The organism is Streptomyces ficellus, assembly GCF_030406405.1.
Taxonomy (GTDB): Bacteria; Actinomycetota; Actinomycetes; order Streptomycetales; family Streptomycetaceae; genus Streptomyces; species Streptomyces ficellus_B.
In genome coordinates, this window is record NZ_JAUEPL010000036.1 from 44018 (window position 1) to 59649 (window position 15632).

The following is a 15632-nucleotide window of genomic DNA, read 5'->3' on the forward strand; positions in this document are numbered from 1 at the left end:
GGACAGCCGCGGTGCGCCGGGATCGAGCGGTGCCGCTTCCCCCTGTCTCCCTGGGCCGACGCCGTGGCGGGCCGTACGCAATCGAGAGGTGATGTCGGTGAACTTGCGCGACCTGGTGTACAGGCTCTACGCACGCCGGGTGGAGGGCCGCCTCGACCACGCCCAGGTGCCCAAGCACATCGGCGTCATCCTCGACGGCAACCGTCGCTGGGCGAAGGCGTCCGGCGGTACGCCCGAGCAGGGGCACAAGGCCGGCGCGAGCAAGATCCAGGAGCTGCTGGGCTGGTGCGCCGAGACGGACGTCGAGGTCGTCACCCTCTGGATGCTGTCCACCGACAACCTCAACCGGCCGGAGGAGCAGCTGGTGCCGCTGCTCGGCATCATCGAGAACGCGGTCCGCGACCTCGCCGCCGACGGCCGCTGGCGCGTGCACCACGTGGGCACGCTCGACCTGCTGCCCGCCCGCACCCAGGCCGTCCTGAAGGAGGCCGAGGAGTCCACCCGCGACCACACCGGGATACTCGTGAACGTCGCCGTGGGGTACGGCGGCCGCCAGGAGATCGCCGACGCGGTCCGCTCGCTGCTGCTGGAGCACGCGCGGAAGGGGACGAGCTTCGAGGAGCTCGCCGAGATCGTGGACGTCGAGCACATCTCCGAACACCTGTACACGCGCGGCCAGCCCGACCCGGACCTGGTGATCCGCACGAGCGGTGAACAGCGGCTGTCGGGTTTCATGCTCTGGCAGAGCGCCCATTCGGAGTATTACTTCTGCGAGGTGCACTGGCCGGCCTTCCGCAAGGTCGACTTCCTGCGGGCGCTGCGCGACTACGCCGCCCGCCACCGCCGCTACGGCACCTGACACCACCCGACAGACCGACGGCGCTCCTGACGGCACGTCGGGGGAGCTCGCGTCACCACCCGTTCACCGACGCGTCGTCATATGCCATGGCATGGCGCGGCGCGTTGGAGGGAATACCCCCTGCAGAGTGAGCGGCAGGCAAGCCCGCTCACCCGGGAGGCCCTTTGCAGCAGGACGACCGTGCAGGTGTACGGACGACGCGGAGGACCGGTGTCCGGTCCGCGCATCGTGGCCCGCACCCGGACCCATCCCACCGCGACGCCGTCGCCGTCGCACCCCGACCTCATGCACCTCTATAAGAGGGGGTCTGTCCTTCCGTGGTGACCAGTGCAAAGCGCCGCCTCAACGACAGGCGCACCTACGTTCTCGACACCAGCGTCCTGCTGGCCGACCCCGGCGCCATGGCCCGCTTCGAGGAGCATGAAGTCGTGCTTCCGATCGTCGTGGTCACGGAGCTGGAGGCCAAGAGACACCACCCGGAGCTCGGCTACTTCGCCCGCCAGGCGCTGCGCCTGCTGGACGACTTCCGGATCCGGTACGGCCGTCTCGACGACCCCCTCCCGATCGGGGAGCTGGGCGGGACCCTGCGCGTGGAGCTCAACCACTCGGATCCCGGCGTCCTCCCGGCCGGCTACCGCCTCGGTGACAACGACTCGCGGATCCTCGCCGTGGCGCGCAACCTCCAGGCCGAGGGGTACGACGTCACCGTCGTGTCCAAGGACCTGCCGCTGCGTATCAAGGCCTCCTCCGTGGGCCTGCTCGCCGAGGAGTACCGGGCGGAGCTCGCCATCACGGACTCCGGCTGGACCGGCATGTCCGAGCTGCCCCTCTCGGCGGAGCAGGTGGACCTGCTGTACGCGGAGGAGCGGCTGTATGTGCCTCAGGCCGCCGAGCTCCCCGTACACACCGGTCTGGTCCTGCAGTCCGAGCGCGGCAAGGCGCTCGGCAGGGTCACCGCGGACGGCAGTGTGCGCCTGGTGCGGGGGGACCGTGAGGCGTTCGGCATCCGGGGGCGCAGCGCCGAGCAGCGCATCGCGCTCGATCTGCTCCTCGACCCGGACGTGGGCATCGTCTCGATGGGCGGCCGGGCCGGCACGGGCAAGTCGGCGCTCGCGCTGTGCGCCGGTCTGGAGGCGGTCCTGGAGCGGCGCCAGCACCAGAAGGTGATGGTCTTCCGGCCGCTGTACGCGGTCGGCGGCCAGGAGCTCGGCTATCTCCCCGGCACGGAGGCCGAGAAGATGAGCCCCTGGGCGCAGGCGGTCTTCGACACGCTCTCGGCGGTGGCAGGCCGCGAGGTCATCGAGGAGGTGCTGAGCCGGGGGATGCTGGAGGTCCTGCCGCTCACGCACATCCGCGGCCGTTCACTGCACGACGCGTTCGTCATCGTGGACGAGGCCCAGTCCCTCGAACGCAACGTCCTGCTGACCGTGCTGTCCCGTATCGGGGCCAATTCCCGGGTTGTGCTGACCCACGACGTGGCCCAGCGCGACAACCTCAGGGTCGGCCGGTACGACGGAGTCGTGGCCGTCGTCGAGAAACTGAAGGGGCATCCGCTCTTCGCGCATGTGACCCTGACCCGCTCGGAGCGTTCGCAGATCGCCGCGCTCGTGACCGAAATGCTGGAGGATGGGCAGATCTGAGCAGGTCTGAGGCGGTGTAATACCGCAAAGGCGACATGGAGTTGGCGCCGTCCGGCAAAGCCCGAGAGCCTAGCCGGGCGGCGCCGTGCTGCGCGACCAAACACGTAAAACTCCCGCGGTGAGAGGCGTGTGAGCTTTCACACGCAACGAAGAATTGCCTTGCGCCGTCGCCTTCGGGCAGAGTCTTGCTTCCGTCAGGCCCCGCATACGGCACACCTGTCACAACTCAAGAGCCGTTCGCCGTATGCCGCCCGCAGCACCACGCGGCACTCCCGCAAGGGAGTTGCCCACCGGGCCCGTGTCCCCCGTGACCCAGACGTGGGGGGACCAGCGCCAGGGGCACGATTTCGCCCGCGAGGTCACCTAAGCGGGCGATGCTGGAAGGAAAACCGTGTGAGCCGGATCTCGGTCCGGGGATTCGCGGTGGCCTCGGCCACTGCGGTCACCACTGTCGGCGCCGTCGTGGGCGTTGCCTCGGGCAACACCCAGCCCTCGAACGACAACTTCGAGGCCGCGTCCGCCAACACGACGCTCCTGGCGGACATCCCCGTAGGCCAGCAGGCCCAGGTACAGGTCTCCTCGCTGACGCAGCAGGCCGAGGCCCAGGCCGCCGCGGCCGACCTCGCCGCGCAGAAGTCCGCCGAGGAAGCAGCCCGCATCCAGGCCGCCAAGGACGCGCTGGCCAAGAAGGCCGCCGCCGACGAGGAGGCCGAGAAGGCCGAGCAGGAGCGCAAGGAGCGCGAAGAGGCCGAGCGCGCCAGCCGCACCGAGGTGCGCAGCGCCACCGCCTTCGCGCCGCAGTCCTCCTACAGCGTCGCCGAGGTCCAGGCGATGGCCCGCCAGATGATCCCCGGCGACCAGTTCCAGTGCTTCAGCAACATCGTGGACCACGAGTCCAGCTGGAACTACCGCGCCACCAACGCCTCGTCCGGTGCGTACGGTCTGGTCCAGGCGCTCCCGGGCTCCAAGATGGCCTCCGCCGGCGCCGACTGGCGGACCAACCCGGCCACCCAGATCAAGTGGGGCCTGAACTACATGAACGAGCGCTACGGCAGCCCGTGCGGCGCCTGGGACTTCTGGCAGGCCAACAACTGGTACTAGCCCGTACCCCGCAGGCTCAACGTTCCGGAGCCCCTCGCCGTCCTACGGTGAGGGGCTCCGTGCGTGTAGCGTCAGGCCCGTCACTCCCGGGGGAGCGGTGGGGGGAAGAGGGAAGATCATGACCAAAGTGCCAGGGTGGCTCGGGAAACTGGGCGCCGGGCTGACCCGGATGGGCAAGCGGTTGGACGAGCGCCGAGCGGAAGAGGAGTCCGGCGAGGGCGGTGACGAGGCCGCGCCCGTACCGGAGAGCGTGCCGCCGCCTCCCGCGTACGCCCCCGCCGTCGCCGCCCGGCCCGATCCCGCCGCCGCCATCCCGTGGGGCATGCGCGTCGCGGCCGAGGCGGGCTGGCGGCTGCTGATCCTCGCGGGCACCCTGTGGGTGCTGATGAAGATCATCAGCGCCGTCCAGCTGGTGGTCCTCGCCTTCGTCGCCGCGCTGCTGATCACCGCCCTGCTCCAGCCGACCGTCGGCCGGCTGACGCGGTGGGGTCTGCCGCGCGGACTGGCCACCGCCGTCACCGCCATCACCGGCTTCGTCGTCATGGGCCTGGTCGGGTGGTTCGTCGTCTGGCAGGTGATGGACAACCTCGGCGACATCTCCGACCGGGTCAGGGACGGCATCGAGGAACTCAAGCGCTGGCTGCTGGCCAGCCCGTTCCACGTCACCGAGCAGCAGATCAACGACATCGCCAAGAACCTCAGCGACACGATCGGCACCAACACCCAGGAGATCACCTCGGCCGGTCTCCAGGGCGTCACGGTCATGATGGAGCTGCTGACCGGCATCCTGCTCGCGATGTTCTCCACGCTCTTCCTGCTGTACGACGGGAAGAAGGTCTGGCTGTGGGTGCTGAAGCTGGTGCCCTCGCTGGCCAGGCCCGGAGTCGCGGGCGCCGGTCCGCGCGCGTGGCGCACTCTCACCGCCTATGTGCGCGGCACGGTGGTGGTCGCGATGATCGACGCCATCTTCATCGGCCTCGGCATCTACTTCCTGGACGTGCCGCTGGCGGTGCCGCTCGGCGTCTTCATCTTCCTCTTCTCCTTCATCCCGCTGGTCGGCGCGGTGGTCTCGGGTGCGCTGGCGGTGATCGTCGCGCTGGTCACGCAGGGCGTGTTCACCGCGCTGATGGTGCTCGCGGTGGTGCTCGCGGTGCAGCAGATCGAGGGCCATGTGCTCCAGCCGTTCATCCTGGGGCGCGCGGTACGGGTGCATCCGCTGGCGGTCGTCCTCGCCGTCGCGACGGGCGGTCTGGTCGCCGGCATCGGCGGTGCGGTGGTGGCGGTCCCGCTGGTGGCGGTCACCAACACGGTCGTCGGCTACCTGCGGGCGTACAGCGAGGAGCAGGCGTTGCGGGCCGCGCCGCCACCGCACGGGGCGACGGCCGTCGAGACGGCGCCCACGCCGCCGCCGCAGGCGCCGCGCGAAGGGGAGTGACCTACGCCAAGGGGCCCACCGACACGGATGTCGGTGGGCCCCTTCGCATATGACGCGCAGGCGTATACGCGTGCCGATTACTCGGCCAGCACGGCCTCGGCGTCGAGCGTCGCTCCGACCGCCTGGATCACCGAGGCGATCTTGAACGCCTCCTGGATCGTGTCGCGGTCCACGCCGGCCTTGCGGAGCACCTGCTCGTGCGAGTCGAGGCACATACCGCAGCCGTTGATCGCGGAGACGGCGAGCGACCACAGCTCGAAGTCGACCTTCTCCACGCCCGGGTTGCCGATGACGTTCATCCGCAGACCGGCGCGCATCGTCCCGTACTCCGGGTCGGAGAGCAGGTGACGCGTGCGGTAGAAGACGTTGTTCATCGCCATGATCGCGGCGGCGGACTTGGCCGCCTGGTACGCCTCGGGCGTGAGGTTCGCCTTGGCCTCCGGCTCCAGCTCGCGCAGGACCTTCGGCGAGCGCGAGGCGATCGCGCAGGCCAGGACCGTGCCCCACAGCTGCTGCTGGGGGAGTTCGCTGTTGCCGATGACCGAGCCGAGGTTCAGCTTCAGGTCCTTGGCGTAGTCCGGGATCGCGGACTTCAGTTCGTCGAGAGCCATGTCAGATCAGTCGCCTCGTCACTCGCCCGACAGGAGCTTGACCGGGTCGAGGGTGTCCTCGCCCTTGGTCCAGTTGCACGGGCACAGCTCGTCGGTCTGCAGGGCGTCCAGCACCCGCAGGACCTCCTTGGGGTTACGGCCCACGGAGCCGGCGGTCACCATGCAGAACTGGATCTCGTTGTTCGGGTCGACGATGAAGACGGCACGCTGCGCGAAGCCGTCCTCGCCCTCGACGCCGCAGTCGCGCATCAGCTCGTGCTTGGAGTCCGCGAGCATCGGGAAGGGCAGGTCACGCAGGTCGGCGTGGTCCTTGCGCCAGGCGTGGTGCACGAACTCGGAGTCGCCGGAGACACCGAGGATCTGGGCGTCGCGGTCGGCGAACTCGTCGTTCAGCTTGCCGAAGGCGGCGATCTCGGTGGGGCACACGAAGGTGAAGTCCTTCGGCCAGAAGAACACCACGCGCCACTTGCCCTCGTGGGACTTGTGGTTGATCTGCTCGAACTCCTTGCCGCTCTCGAGCGACACACAGGCGGTCAGGTCGTACGTGGGGAACTGGTCACCGACAGTGAGCACGCGCTCTCCTTGCTGCTGGGAAGCCCTCGTGAGGCTTCCGTGGGGGTTGGACGGAGCCCCAGCATGGCACGCAGTGCATTGATCAGTGAAATAGCTAGACTGGCTCGTGTTGATCGAAGGTGGTTATCAGTGTTGTCCCTATATAAGGGTAAGCAGCCCAGTCTGGCCCAACTCCGTGCCTTCGTGGCGGTGGCCGAGCACCTGCACTTCCGGGACGCGGCAGCGGCGATCGGGATGAGCCAGCCGGCGCTGTCGGGCGCGGTTTCGGCGCTCGAAGAGGCACTCGGTGTCCAGTTGCTGGAGCGTACGACACGCAGAGTGCTGCTCTCGCCCGCGGGTGAGCGGCTCGCGGTACGGGCCAGGGCCGTGCTGGACGCGGTGAGTGAGCTGATGGAGGAGGCGGAGGCGGCGCACGCGCCGTTCACCGGTGTGCTGCGGCTCGGGGTCATCCCGACCGTCGCGCCCTACCTGCTGCCGACCGTGCTGAAGCTCGTCCACGAGCGGTACCCGGAGCTGGACCTCCAGGTCCACGAGGAGCAGACCTCGTCGCTGCTGGAGGGGCTGGCGGCCGGGCGGCTGGACCTGCTGCTGCTCGCCGTCCCGCTGGGCGTGCCCGGCGTCACCGAACTGCCGCTCTTCGACGAGGACTTCGTGCTCGTCACGCCCGAGGGCCACTGGCTGGGCGGCCGCACCGACATTCCGCGCGACGCCCTGCGCGAGCTGCGGCTGCTGCTCCTGGACGAGGGTCACTGCCTGCGCGACCAGGCGCTCGACATCTGCCGCGAGGCGGGCCGCGAGGACGGCGCCGCGGTCACCACCACCGCGGCCGGTCTGTCCACGCTGGTGCAGCTGGTCGCGGGCGGGCTGGGCGTGACGCTGCTGCCGCGTACGGCGGTCACGGTCGAGACGGGGCGCAACGAGCGGCTGGTGACGGGCTGGTTCGCCGATCCGGCGCCCTCGCGGCGGATCGCGCTGGCGATGCGCACGGGCGCGGCGCGGCAGGCCGAGTTCGAGGAGCTCGCCGCCGCGCTGCGCGAGGCGATGGCCGCGCTCCCGGTGCGGGTGCTCGGCCCGGACACATAGGGCCCGGACACATAGACCCCGCGCGGCGGAACCCCCCCCGCCGCGTGTCACTCGGGCACGGCACAGCGCCGCGCGTGCCCGGGCCGAGGGGGTGACGCGGTCAGTCCGGGGGCGGGGCCTTCGGGGGCCGGCCGCGGCGGGGCAGGGGCCCGGCGGCCGGGGGGAGCCGGCCCGCGTCCGCGAGCGCCTTGCGCAGCAGGAACTCGATCTGGGAGTTGGCGCTGCGCAGCTCGTCCCCGGCCCAGCGCGCCAGCGCCTCGTACACCGCCGGGTCGAGACGGAGCAGAACCTGCTTGCGCGGCCGGCGCTCGGGCGTGGGGGTCACTGGTACAGGGTGCCCGTGTTCAAAACCGGCTGTGCCGAGCGGTCCCCGCACAGCACCACCATCAAGTTGGACACCATCGCCGCCTTGCGCTCGGAGTCCAGCTCGACGATGTCCTGCTCCTGGATGCGGGCGAGGGCCGCCTCCACCATGCCGACCGCGCCGTCCACGATCTGCCGGCGCGCCGCCACCACCGCGCCCGCCTGCTGGCGCTGGAGCATCGCGGAGGCGATCTCCGGTGCGTACGCGAGGTGGGTGAACCGCGACTCGATGATGCGCACGCCCGCCGCCTCCACGCGCGCGTGGAGCTCGACGGCCAGCTTCTCGGTGATCTCCTCCGCGTTGCCGCGCAGCGACAGCCCGCCCTCGTCGTGGGCGTCGTAGGGGTACTCGATCGCGATGTGCCGCACCGCCGCCTCCGTCTGCGTGGAGACGAACTCCAGGAAGTCGTCGACCTCGAACATGGCCTGCGCCGTGTCCTCGACCTTCCACACCACCACCGCGGCGAGCTCGATCGGGTTGCCGTACGCGTCGTTGACCTTCAGGACCGCCGTCTCGTGGTTCCGCACCCGCGTGGAGATCTTCGCGCGGGACGTGAGCGGATTGACCCAGCGCAGCCCGTCGTCACGGATCGTGCCCCGGTACCGCCCGAAGAGCTGCACCACCCGCGCCTCGCCCGGCGCCACCATGTTCAGCCCGCACATCGCGAGGAAGGCGGCGAACGCCACCAGGACGCCGGCCACGATCAGCGTGACCTTGGCACCTGTCGAGCCCATCGTCGCGCCCGCCACCACGAGGCAGACGCCGGCCGCGAGTCCCAGCAGCCCGAGCAGCAGGGCCAGCCCGCCGCCGATGCTGCGCGCGGCGAATTCCCGTACCCGGGGCTCGGGCATCTGCGGCAGGTCGTCCGTGCGCCCGGCCGCCGTGTTCTTACTGGTCGTGGACATGATGTCCCCCCGTCGGTCCGCTATCAAAGTGATAACACTTTATCGTGCTTCGCAACCCTGCGCACCCCTGAGGAGTCGGTTCCTTGGAGATGGGTGCTCATTGTCACGTCCGGAAAAGGCCGGATCCGTTGAACTTTGTCAGTACCCCTGGTGTTAGTTTGCTGAGCTGATTCGCAGCGGAAGAGCAGAGCGGAGCGACGGAGCGATGGGTCGAGCGGAAGCGCGACGGGCGCGGCAGCGCGGGGCGCGCAGGGCGGAGACCGGGGGCGCGGGCATACGCCGCTTCTTCACCTGGAAGAGATTGCTGGGCACGTTCTTCGGGTGCTGCCTGTTCGCGATGGGCGCCTTCTATGTGATCTACCTGCTCGTTCCCGTGCCGGACCCCAACGAGCAGGCGACGATGCAGAGCAACGTCTACAAGTACAGCAACGGCAAGATCCTGGCCCGTACCGGTGAGATCAACCGCGAGATCGTCGGCCTCGACAAGATCCCGGACGAGGTGGAGAAGGCATTCGTCGCCGCGGAGAACAAGACCTTCTACGAGGACTCCGGCATCGACATCAAGGGCACCGCCCGCGGTGTGCTCAACACCCTCGCCGGCAAGGGCAAGCAGGGCGGCTCGACCATCACCCAGCAGTACGTCAAGAACTACTACCTGAACCAGGACCAGACGGTCACCCGCAAGCTCAAGGAGCTGGTGATCTCCCTCAAGGTAGACCAGCGCATGAAGAAGCCGGCCATCCTCGCGGGATACATCAACACCAGCTACTACGGCCGCGGCGCCTACGGCATCCAGGCCGCCGCCCAGGCGTACTACGGCGTCGACGCCGAGAAGCTGACCGTCTCGCAGGGCGCCTACCTCGCCGCCCTCCTCCAGGCCCCCAGCCAGTACGACTGGTCCGTCGCCGGCGCCACCGGCCGCGAACTCGTCAAGGAGCGCTGGAACTACGTACTCGACAACATGGTCGAGGAGGGCTGGCTGCCGGCGTCGCAGCGCGCCGGGCAGACGTTCCCGGTGCCGCAGGAGCCGAAGGCCGCGCCCGGCATGGAGGGGCAGACCGGCTACCTGGTGGAGGCCGCCAAGCAGGAGCTGATGGACCGCAACGACATCAGCGAGAAGGACATCAACGCCGGCGGCTGGACCATCACCCTCAACATCGACGAGAAGAAGCAGAAGCAGCTCGTCAAGGCGGTCAAGCGGCAGCTGGAGGACCACCTCGACCGCAAGACCAACAAGGTCGACGCGACGGTCCAGGCCGGTGCCACCTCCGTCGACCCCGAGAACGGTCACGTCGTGGCTCTGTACGGAGGCGTCGGCGCCACCGAGCACTGGCTGTCCAACGCCACCCGCCGCGACTACCAGCCCGCCTCCACCTTCAAGCCCATCGTCTTCGCCTCCGCCCTGGAGAACGGCTCGCGGACGCAGGACGGCAACGAGATCGGCCTCAACACCGTCTACGACGGCACCAGCCGCCGCCCCGTCCAGGGCAGCGACACCCCCTTCGCGCCGCAGAACGAGGACGACCGCAGCTACGGCCCCGTCACCGTGCAGCAGGCCATGAACAAGTCCATCAACTCCGTCTTCGCCCAGATGATCGTGGACGTCACCCCGGCCAAGGCCAAGGAGACCGCCCTCGCCCTCGGTATGAAGGACAGCGACGGCTTCGTCGAGACGCCCGCGATGACACTCGGCACCATGGGAGCCTCCACCTGGGACATGGCCGCGGTGTACGCCACCTTCGACAACCACGGCAAGAAGGTCACCCCGACGATCGTGAAGTCCGCCGAGCACAAGGACCGCGTGATCGAGCCCGGGGAGTCCGTCGGCGCCCAGGTCATCAGCCGCGAGAGCGCCGACACCGTCACCGCCGCCCTGACCGGCGTCGTCAAGAACGGCTCCGGCCACGAGGCCAACACCTCCGCGTACCAGGCGGCCGGCAAGACCGGTACGTCGGAGAACAACAAGTCGGCCTGGTTCGCCGGCTACACGCCCGAACTGACCACGGTCGTCGCCCTGTTCGGCGAGGACGCCCAGAAGGGCAAGCAGGTCACCCTGACCGGCACTGCCAACTCCGGCCGCGCCAACGGCGGTGGCTTCCCGGCCCGCATCTGGGCCGACTACACGCTGCGCGCCCTCGGCGGCGGCTCCGACGCCCGGTTCGACCTGGACATCGCCGAGACCGCCGCGCCCATCCCCACGGCGACGCCGACGCCCACCGACGAGCCGACCAGGACCGAGTCGCCCACCGGCGAGCCGACGCGGACCCAGAGCCCCACCCCCACCCCCACCCCGACGCGTACCCCCACCCCCACGCGTACGCCGACGACCCCGACCCCCACTCCCACGCCGACCGACGACCCGACCGGTGAGGTCATCGGCGGTGGGAGCGGTGAGCCGACCGGCGAGCCGGGCGGCAACGGCAACGGTGGCGGCGGCGATGAGAAACCGCCCAAGCCCTGAGGTGAGCCCCGGGGCGACATGACAGGACGACGGTGGCCGGGCCCTCACCGGGGGCTCGGCCACCGTCGTCCCACGGGGAGCGCCATATACGGGAGCGGTCTTTACGGAAGTGCTGTCACACGCGGGTCGGCAGCTCGAACCAGACCACCTTGCCGGTCGACAGCCGCGTCGCCCCCCACCGCCTGGCCAGCCGGTTCACCAGGAACAGCCCCCGCCCGCCCTCGTCGGTGTCACGGGCCCGCCGCTGGCGCGGCAGCTGCGGCGAGTCGTCACCCACCTCGCAGCGCAGTACGTCGGTCCGCAGCAGCCGCAGTGTCACCGGCCGCTCCGCGTACCGCACGGCATTGGTGACCACCTCGCTGACCAGCAGTTCCACGCTGTCCGACAGCTCCTCCAGGCCCCAGCGGGCCAGCGCCCGCCGGGCCAGGCGCCGAGCGCGGCCGGGCGCCTGCTCCTCCGGCTCCAGGAACCAGTAGGCGACATCGCTCGGCGCGATCCCGTCGAAGCGGGCGGCGAGCAGCGCGATGTCGTCGTCCCGGTCGCCCGGGCCGAGCATGTCCAGTACGTCGTCGCAGAGTGCCTCCAGCGGCGGCGAGTGGTCCGGGCCGGTCAGCTGGGCGGTCGCGGCGAGCCGCTCGCGCAGCTGCTCTATCCCGGTCCACACGTCGCGCAGCCGCGACTCGACCAGCCCGTCGGTGTAGAGGAGCAGGGTCGCCCCGGCCGGCGCGTCCAGCTCGACCGCCTCGAAGTCCACGCCGCCCACGCCGATGGGCGCCCCGGGCGGGACGCGCAGCACCTCGGCGCGGCCGCCGAGGTGGAGCAGTATCGGTGGCGGGTGGCCCGCGTTGGCGATGGTGATCCGGTGCGCGACCGGGTCGTACACCGCGTACAGGCAGGTGGCCATGCGGTTCTCGCCGAGCCGCTGGGCCTGCTCGTCGAGGTGGTGCAGCACCTCCTGCGGCGGCAGGTCGAGCCCGGCGAGGGTCTGCGCGGTGGTACGCAGCTGGCCCATGATCGCCGCGGAGGTCATGGAGTGCCCCATGACGTCACCCACGACCAGGGCGACCCGGCTGCCGGGCAGCGGGATCGCGTCGTACCAGTCGCCGCCGACGCGGGCCGTCTCGGCCGCCGGGAGGTAGCGCGAGGCGAGCTTCACGCCGGTGGGCTGCGGCAGGTTCTCGGGCAGCATGGTGCGCTGCAACTCGTCGGCGATGTAGGCCTCGCGCCCGTACAGCACCGCCTTGTCGATGCCGAGCGCGGTGTGGGTGGCCAGCTGCGCCGCCACCAGCAGGTCGTTCGGCTCGAACGCGGGCCGGTCCGGGCGGCGCAGGAACACGGCCGCGCCGATCACCCGGCGCCGCCCGCGCAGCGGAGCGAGGATGGCGCGGTGCCCGGACGGTACGGAGCGCCCGTCGCCGAGCAGTTCGGGCAGCGCGGCGCGGGCCGCGGCGGAGTCGCCGAAGACGGGGCGCACGCCGCGCAGGACCTCGGCGAGGGCGCCCCCGGCCTGGAGCCGGCACAGCTCGGCGGCCGGGCCGAGTCCGGTGTCGGCGTCGGCCGGGGAGAGGCCCAGGTCGTAGTCGTCGTCGGTTAAACGCAGCCGGTCCGTGCGGCGCAGGCGCAGGACGAACGGGTCGATGGGCCGCTCGTCGCCCACGGGGAGCGGGTCGCGGAGGTAGACGAGGATCGCGTCGGAGAACGTCGGCACGGTGGCCCGGCACAGGCCGAGCACGATCTCGTCCAGGTCGATGCCACGGGCGATCCGGCGCGTGGCGGCGCCCACGAACCGCAGCCGGTCGCCCTCGCGCCGGGCGGCTCCGGCCGGTTCCTGGGGCCCGATCCCGCCCTGGGCCATGGCCTGGGCCTGGCTGTGGGCCTGGCTCTGGGCCGGCAGCCCGTCGAGCGGCACGGACAGGGGTGCGACGCCGTGGCCGGGGCCGGTGGCGGCGCCCTGGCCGGGCCCGGTGGCGGGCGTGTGACCGGACGGGCCGCCCGTGTGGCCCGAAGCGGACGCCACGGGGGCCGCCGTCCCGGTGGCCGCGCCCGGGGCGGGCCCCGCGCAGGGCGCGGGCGCAGGAGCGGGCGACGCGGCGGGGGACGGAGGCGTCTCCTGCCGCGGCCGGGTGCGTTCCTGCGGCCGGGCAGCCAGGGGCTGCCGGCCTTCGTGGGAGGTGGGATGCTCCGTCACGCGTGGGATTCCGTCCGTCCGGGCCGGTAGTGCGATGCGATCGCTCTGTCAGGCGCTATACCCGCTCTGAGGGCGGCGTCGACAAGGGGGGACGTATCCGGGCACGGATCAGGCACGGCTCCACCCCCTTATGGATGACTTACGGTCAGTTCCTGGTCTCTGCTCAGTCGTTATTGCTCCGCGAACTTCCGGAGGACGATCCTACGTTTGCACCCCAGGGGCACATCAAGGGTCTCATGGAGCCGTGTGCGCCGGGAGGTGATCCCAGTCCGCCGGCAGCTCGGGCACCGTCCAGCGCGGGTCGGGCCGCCAGTCCTCCCAGCCGTCCGCGAACGGCGTGCCCCACGCCCGGATCGCCTCGACCGCCGCCCGCCCCGCCTGCCGCACCCGGCGGGCCTGGGCCGGGCCCATCAGGCCGCTGCGCTGCGCCTGGGCGAACTCGTCCTCGTCACGCCAGAGCCAACTGCGATCCGGGTAGACCGAGATGTCCAGGAAGTGGTCCTCGGAGTCGACGCCGTCCGACCATCGGATGCGCGGCTCCTCCAGGTTGACGTACCAGCTGCGGAACTGCCAGCCGCGCTCCCAGAACAGCCACACCGACCACGGCTCCCCGGGCCGCGCCAGCTTCAGCACCCCCGTGCCGGCCCACCGGGTGCGCATGGTGGTGCGCGGCGCGGTGTACCGGGTGGCGAGCGGCTCCTCGTGCACGGGGGTGCCGTCGGTGAGCACCGGCTTGACGCACTCGGTGCCCGGCGCCATCCAGACGGCCAGGAGGTCGTCGGTGTCCTGGACGACGGTCACGGGCCGGCAGATGTGGATGTGACCGCCGCCGTTGTCCCGGTAGCGCCACAGGATCCGCGAACCCGGCGACCAGCGCGTGCCGCCGGGGCGCGCCCCGTTTCCTGTCGTCGTCTCGGCTGTCATGCGCAGATCTTAGGGGTGCGACCCCGGCCGCGCCGCGACGCACGTCACGGGCGGCGCGGCCGGAAATCTGTGTTACCGCTGGTCAGGGCGTGTCATACGGAGTACGTCAAGGGCCTCGTCGAGCTGCTGGAGCGTCAGGTCCCCCCGCTCGACGTACCCGGATGCGAGGACGACCTCGCGGATCGTCCTGCGCTCGGCGAGCGACTTCTTGGCGACCTTCGCGGCCTCCTCGTACCCGATGTACTTGTTGAGGGGGGTGACGACGGACGGCGACGACTCGGCGTACTCACGCGCGCGCTCGACATTGGCGGTGATGCCGTCGACCGTGCGGTCGGCCAGCAGGCGCGAGGCGTTGGCCAGCAGCCGGATGGACTCCAGCAGGTTCTTGGCCATGACCGGGAGCATCACGTTCAGCTCGAAGTTCCCGGCGGCGCCGGCCGCCGCGACCGTGGCGTCGTTTCCGGTCACCTGCGCGGCGACCATCAGGACGGCCTCCGGGATGACCGGGTTGACCTTGCCGGGCATGATCGACGAACCCGGCTGGAGGTCGGGGAGGTTGATCTCGGCCAGTCCGGTGCGCGGCCCGGACGCCATCCAGCGCAGGTCGTTGGCGATCTTGGTGAGGGATACGGCGATCGTACGGAGCTGTCCGGAGGTCTCGACGAGCCCGTCGCGCGCGCCCTGCGCCTCGAAGTGGTCGCGCGCCTCGGTCAGCGGCAGCCCGGTGGTGCGGGCGACCTCGGCGATGACGGCGGCGGAGAAGCCGGGCGGGGTGTTGATGCCGGTGCCGACCGCCGTACCGCCCAGCGGCAGCTCGGCGAGGCGCGGCAGCGAGGCGTGCAGCCGTTCGGCGCCGTACCGGACCTGCGCGGCGTACCCGCCGAACTCCTGACCGAGGGTCACCGGTGTCGCGTCCATCAGATGCGTACGACCGGACTTGACGACGTCCGCGAATTCGGCTGATTTCCGCCCCAAGGCGGTGGCCAGATGTTCGAGGGCCGGGATGAGGTCGCCGGTGACGGCGGCGGTGGCGGCGATGTGGATGGAGGAGGGGAAGACGTCGTTGGACGACTGGGACGCGTTGACGTGGTCGTTGGGGTGAACGGCGTCCGGGCGGCCGAGCCGCTCGCCGGCGAGGGTGGCGAGCACCTCGTTCATGTTCATGTTGGAGGACGTGCCGGAGCCGGTCTGGAAGACGTCCACCGGGAAGTGCTCGTCCCAGCGGCCCTCGGCGACCTCGGCGGCGGCCTCCTGGATGGCGCCGGCGACGTCCTCGTCGAGGACGCCCAGCTCCGCGTTGACCTTGGCGGCGGCGGCCTTGATGCGGGCGAGGGCCTCGATGTGGGCGCGCTCCAGGCGCTGTCCGGAGATGGGGAAGTTCTCCACCGCCCGCTGGGTCTGGGCCCGCCACTTGGCGTGGGCGGGGACCCGCACCTCACCCATGGAGTCGTGCTCGATCCGGTAGTCCGGCTCATCGCTCATCGTCGT

At 70.8% G+C, this 15632-nt stretch carries 13 protein-coding genes; 6 read left to right on the plus strand and 7 right to left on the minus strand.

Going from position 1 to position 15632, the window contains the following annotated elements; all coding sequences use genetic code 11:
- Positions 1–97 precede the first annotated feature (97 nt).
- From QWM81_RS21915 to QWM81_RS21930, 4 genes are all read left to right on the plus strand, one after another.
- A complete protein-coding gene (locus QWM81_RS21915) occupies positions 98–859 on the plus strand; it encodes an isoprenyl transferase (RefSeq protein ID WP_290113938.1) in 762 nt (253 codons plus the stop codon).
- A 317-nt stretch (positions 860–1176) separates the two neighbouring features.
- Positions 1177–2499 carry an RNA 5'-3' helicase PhoH2 gene (gene phoH2, locus QWM81_RS21920; RefSeq protein WP_290113941.1) on the plus strand — a complete coding sequence of 441 codons (1323 nt, stop codon included), beginning with the start codon at positions 1177–1179 and terminating at the stop codon, positions 2497–2499.
- 393 nt (positions 2500–2892) lie between these two features.
- Positions 2893–3600: an aggregation-promoting factor C-terminal-like domain-containing protein gene (locus QWM81_RS21925; protein ID WP_290113943.1), complete on the plus strand. Its 708-nt coding sequence runs from the start codon at positions 2893–2895 to the stop codon at positions 3598–3600.
- 118 nt (positions 3601–3718) lie between these two features.
- Complete coding sequence (locus QWM81_RS21930; RefSeq protein WP_290113945.1) at positions 3719–5035, plus strand: AI-2E family transporter; 1317 nt, start codon at positions 3719–3721, stop codon at positions 5033–5035.
- 77 nt (positions 5036–5112) lie between these two features.
- Here QWM81_RS21930 and QWM81_RS21935 read toward each other — a convergent pair whose 3' ends face one another.
- Positions 5113–5646, minus strand: a complete 534-nt coding sequence (locus QWM81_RS21935; RefSeq protein WP_290113946.1) for an alkyl hydroperoxide reductase — start codon at positions 5644–5646, stop codon at positions 5113–5115.
- Between the two features lie 18 nt (positions 5647–5664).
- Positions 5665–6219 carry a peroxiredoxin gene (locus QWM81_RS21940; protein ID WP_290113947.1) on the minus strand — a complete coding sequence of 185 codons (555 nt, stop codon included), beginning with the start codon at positions 6217–6219 and terminating at the stop codon, positions 5665–5667.
- A gap of 129 nt (positions 6220–6348) precedes the next feature.
- Between QWM81_RS21940 and QWM81_RS21945 the strand changes: the two genes are divergently transcribed.
- Complete coding sequence (locus QWM81_RS21945; RefSeq protein ID WP_290113948.1) at positions 6349–7302, plus strand: hydrogen peroxide-inducible genes activator; 954 nt, start codon at positions 6349–6351, stop codon at positions 7300–7302.
- 100 nt (positions 7303–7402) lie between these two features.
- On the opposite strand, the gene QWM81_RS21950 is transcribed toward QWM81_RS21945, so the two are convergent.
- The gene (locus QWM81_RS21950; RefSeq protein ID WP_435372417.1) at positions 7403–7678 is read right to left on the minus strand and encodes a type II toxin-antitoxin system antitoxin; all 276 of its coding nucleotides are present in this window, start codon (positions 7676–7678) and stop codon (positions 7403–7405) included.
- Positions 7624–8571: an SPFH domain-containing protein gene (locus tag QWM81_RS21955; protein ID WP_290113951.1), complete on the minus strand. Its 948-nt coding sequence runs from the start codon at positions 8569–8571 to the stop codon at positions 7624–7626. Before QWM81_RS21955 ends, QWM81_RS21950 begins: the two co-directional genes overlap by 55 nt.
- Positions 8572–8776: 205 nt before the next feature.
- On the opposite strand from QWM81_RS21955, the gene QWM81_RS21960 reads away from it, so the two are divergent.
- Complete coding sequence (locus tag QWM81_RS21960) at positions 8777–11032, plus strand: transglycosylase domain-containing protein (RefSeq protein ID WP_290113953.1); 2256 nt, start codon at positions 8777–8779, stop codon at positions 11030–11032.
- 115 nt (positions 11033–11147) lie between these two features.
- Here QWM81_RS21960 and QWM81_RS21965 read toward each other — a convergent pair whose 3' ends face one another.
- The 3 genes from QWM81_RS21965 to QWM81_RS21975 form a co-directional block, all read right to left on the minus strand.
- A complete protein-coding gene (locus QWM81_RS21965; protein ID WP_290113954.1) occupies positions 11148–13220 on the minus strand; it encodes a SpoIIE family protein phosphatase in 2073 nt (690 codons plus the stop codon).
- 234 nt (positions 13221–13454) lie between these two features.
- Positions 13455–14144, minus strand: a complete 690-nt coding sequence (gene fomD, locus QWM81_RS21970) for a cytidylyl-2-hydroxypropylphosphonate hydrolase (protein WP_290113956.1) — start codon at positions 14142–14144, stop codon at positions 13455–13457.
- Positions 14145–14216: 72 nt separating this feature from the next.
- Complete coding sequence (locus QWM81_RS21975; protein WP_435372418.1) at positions 14217–15626, minus strand: class II fumarate hydratase; 1410 nt, start codon at positions 15624–15626, stop codon at positions 14217–14219.
- Between the last annotated feature and the right edge of the window lie 6 nt (positions 15627–15632).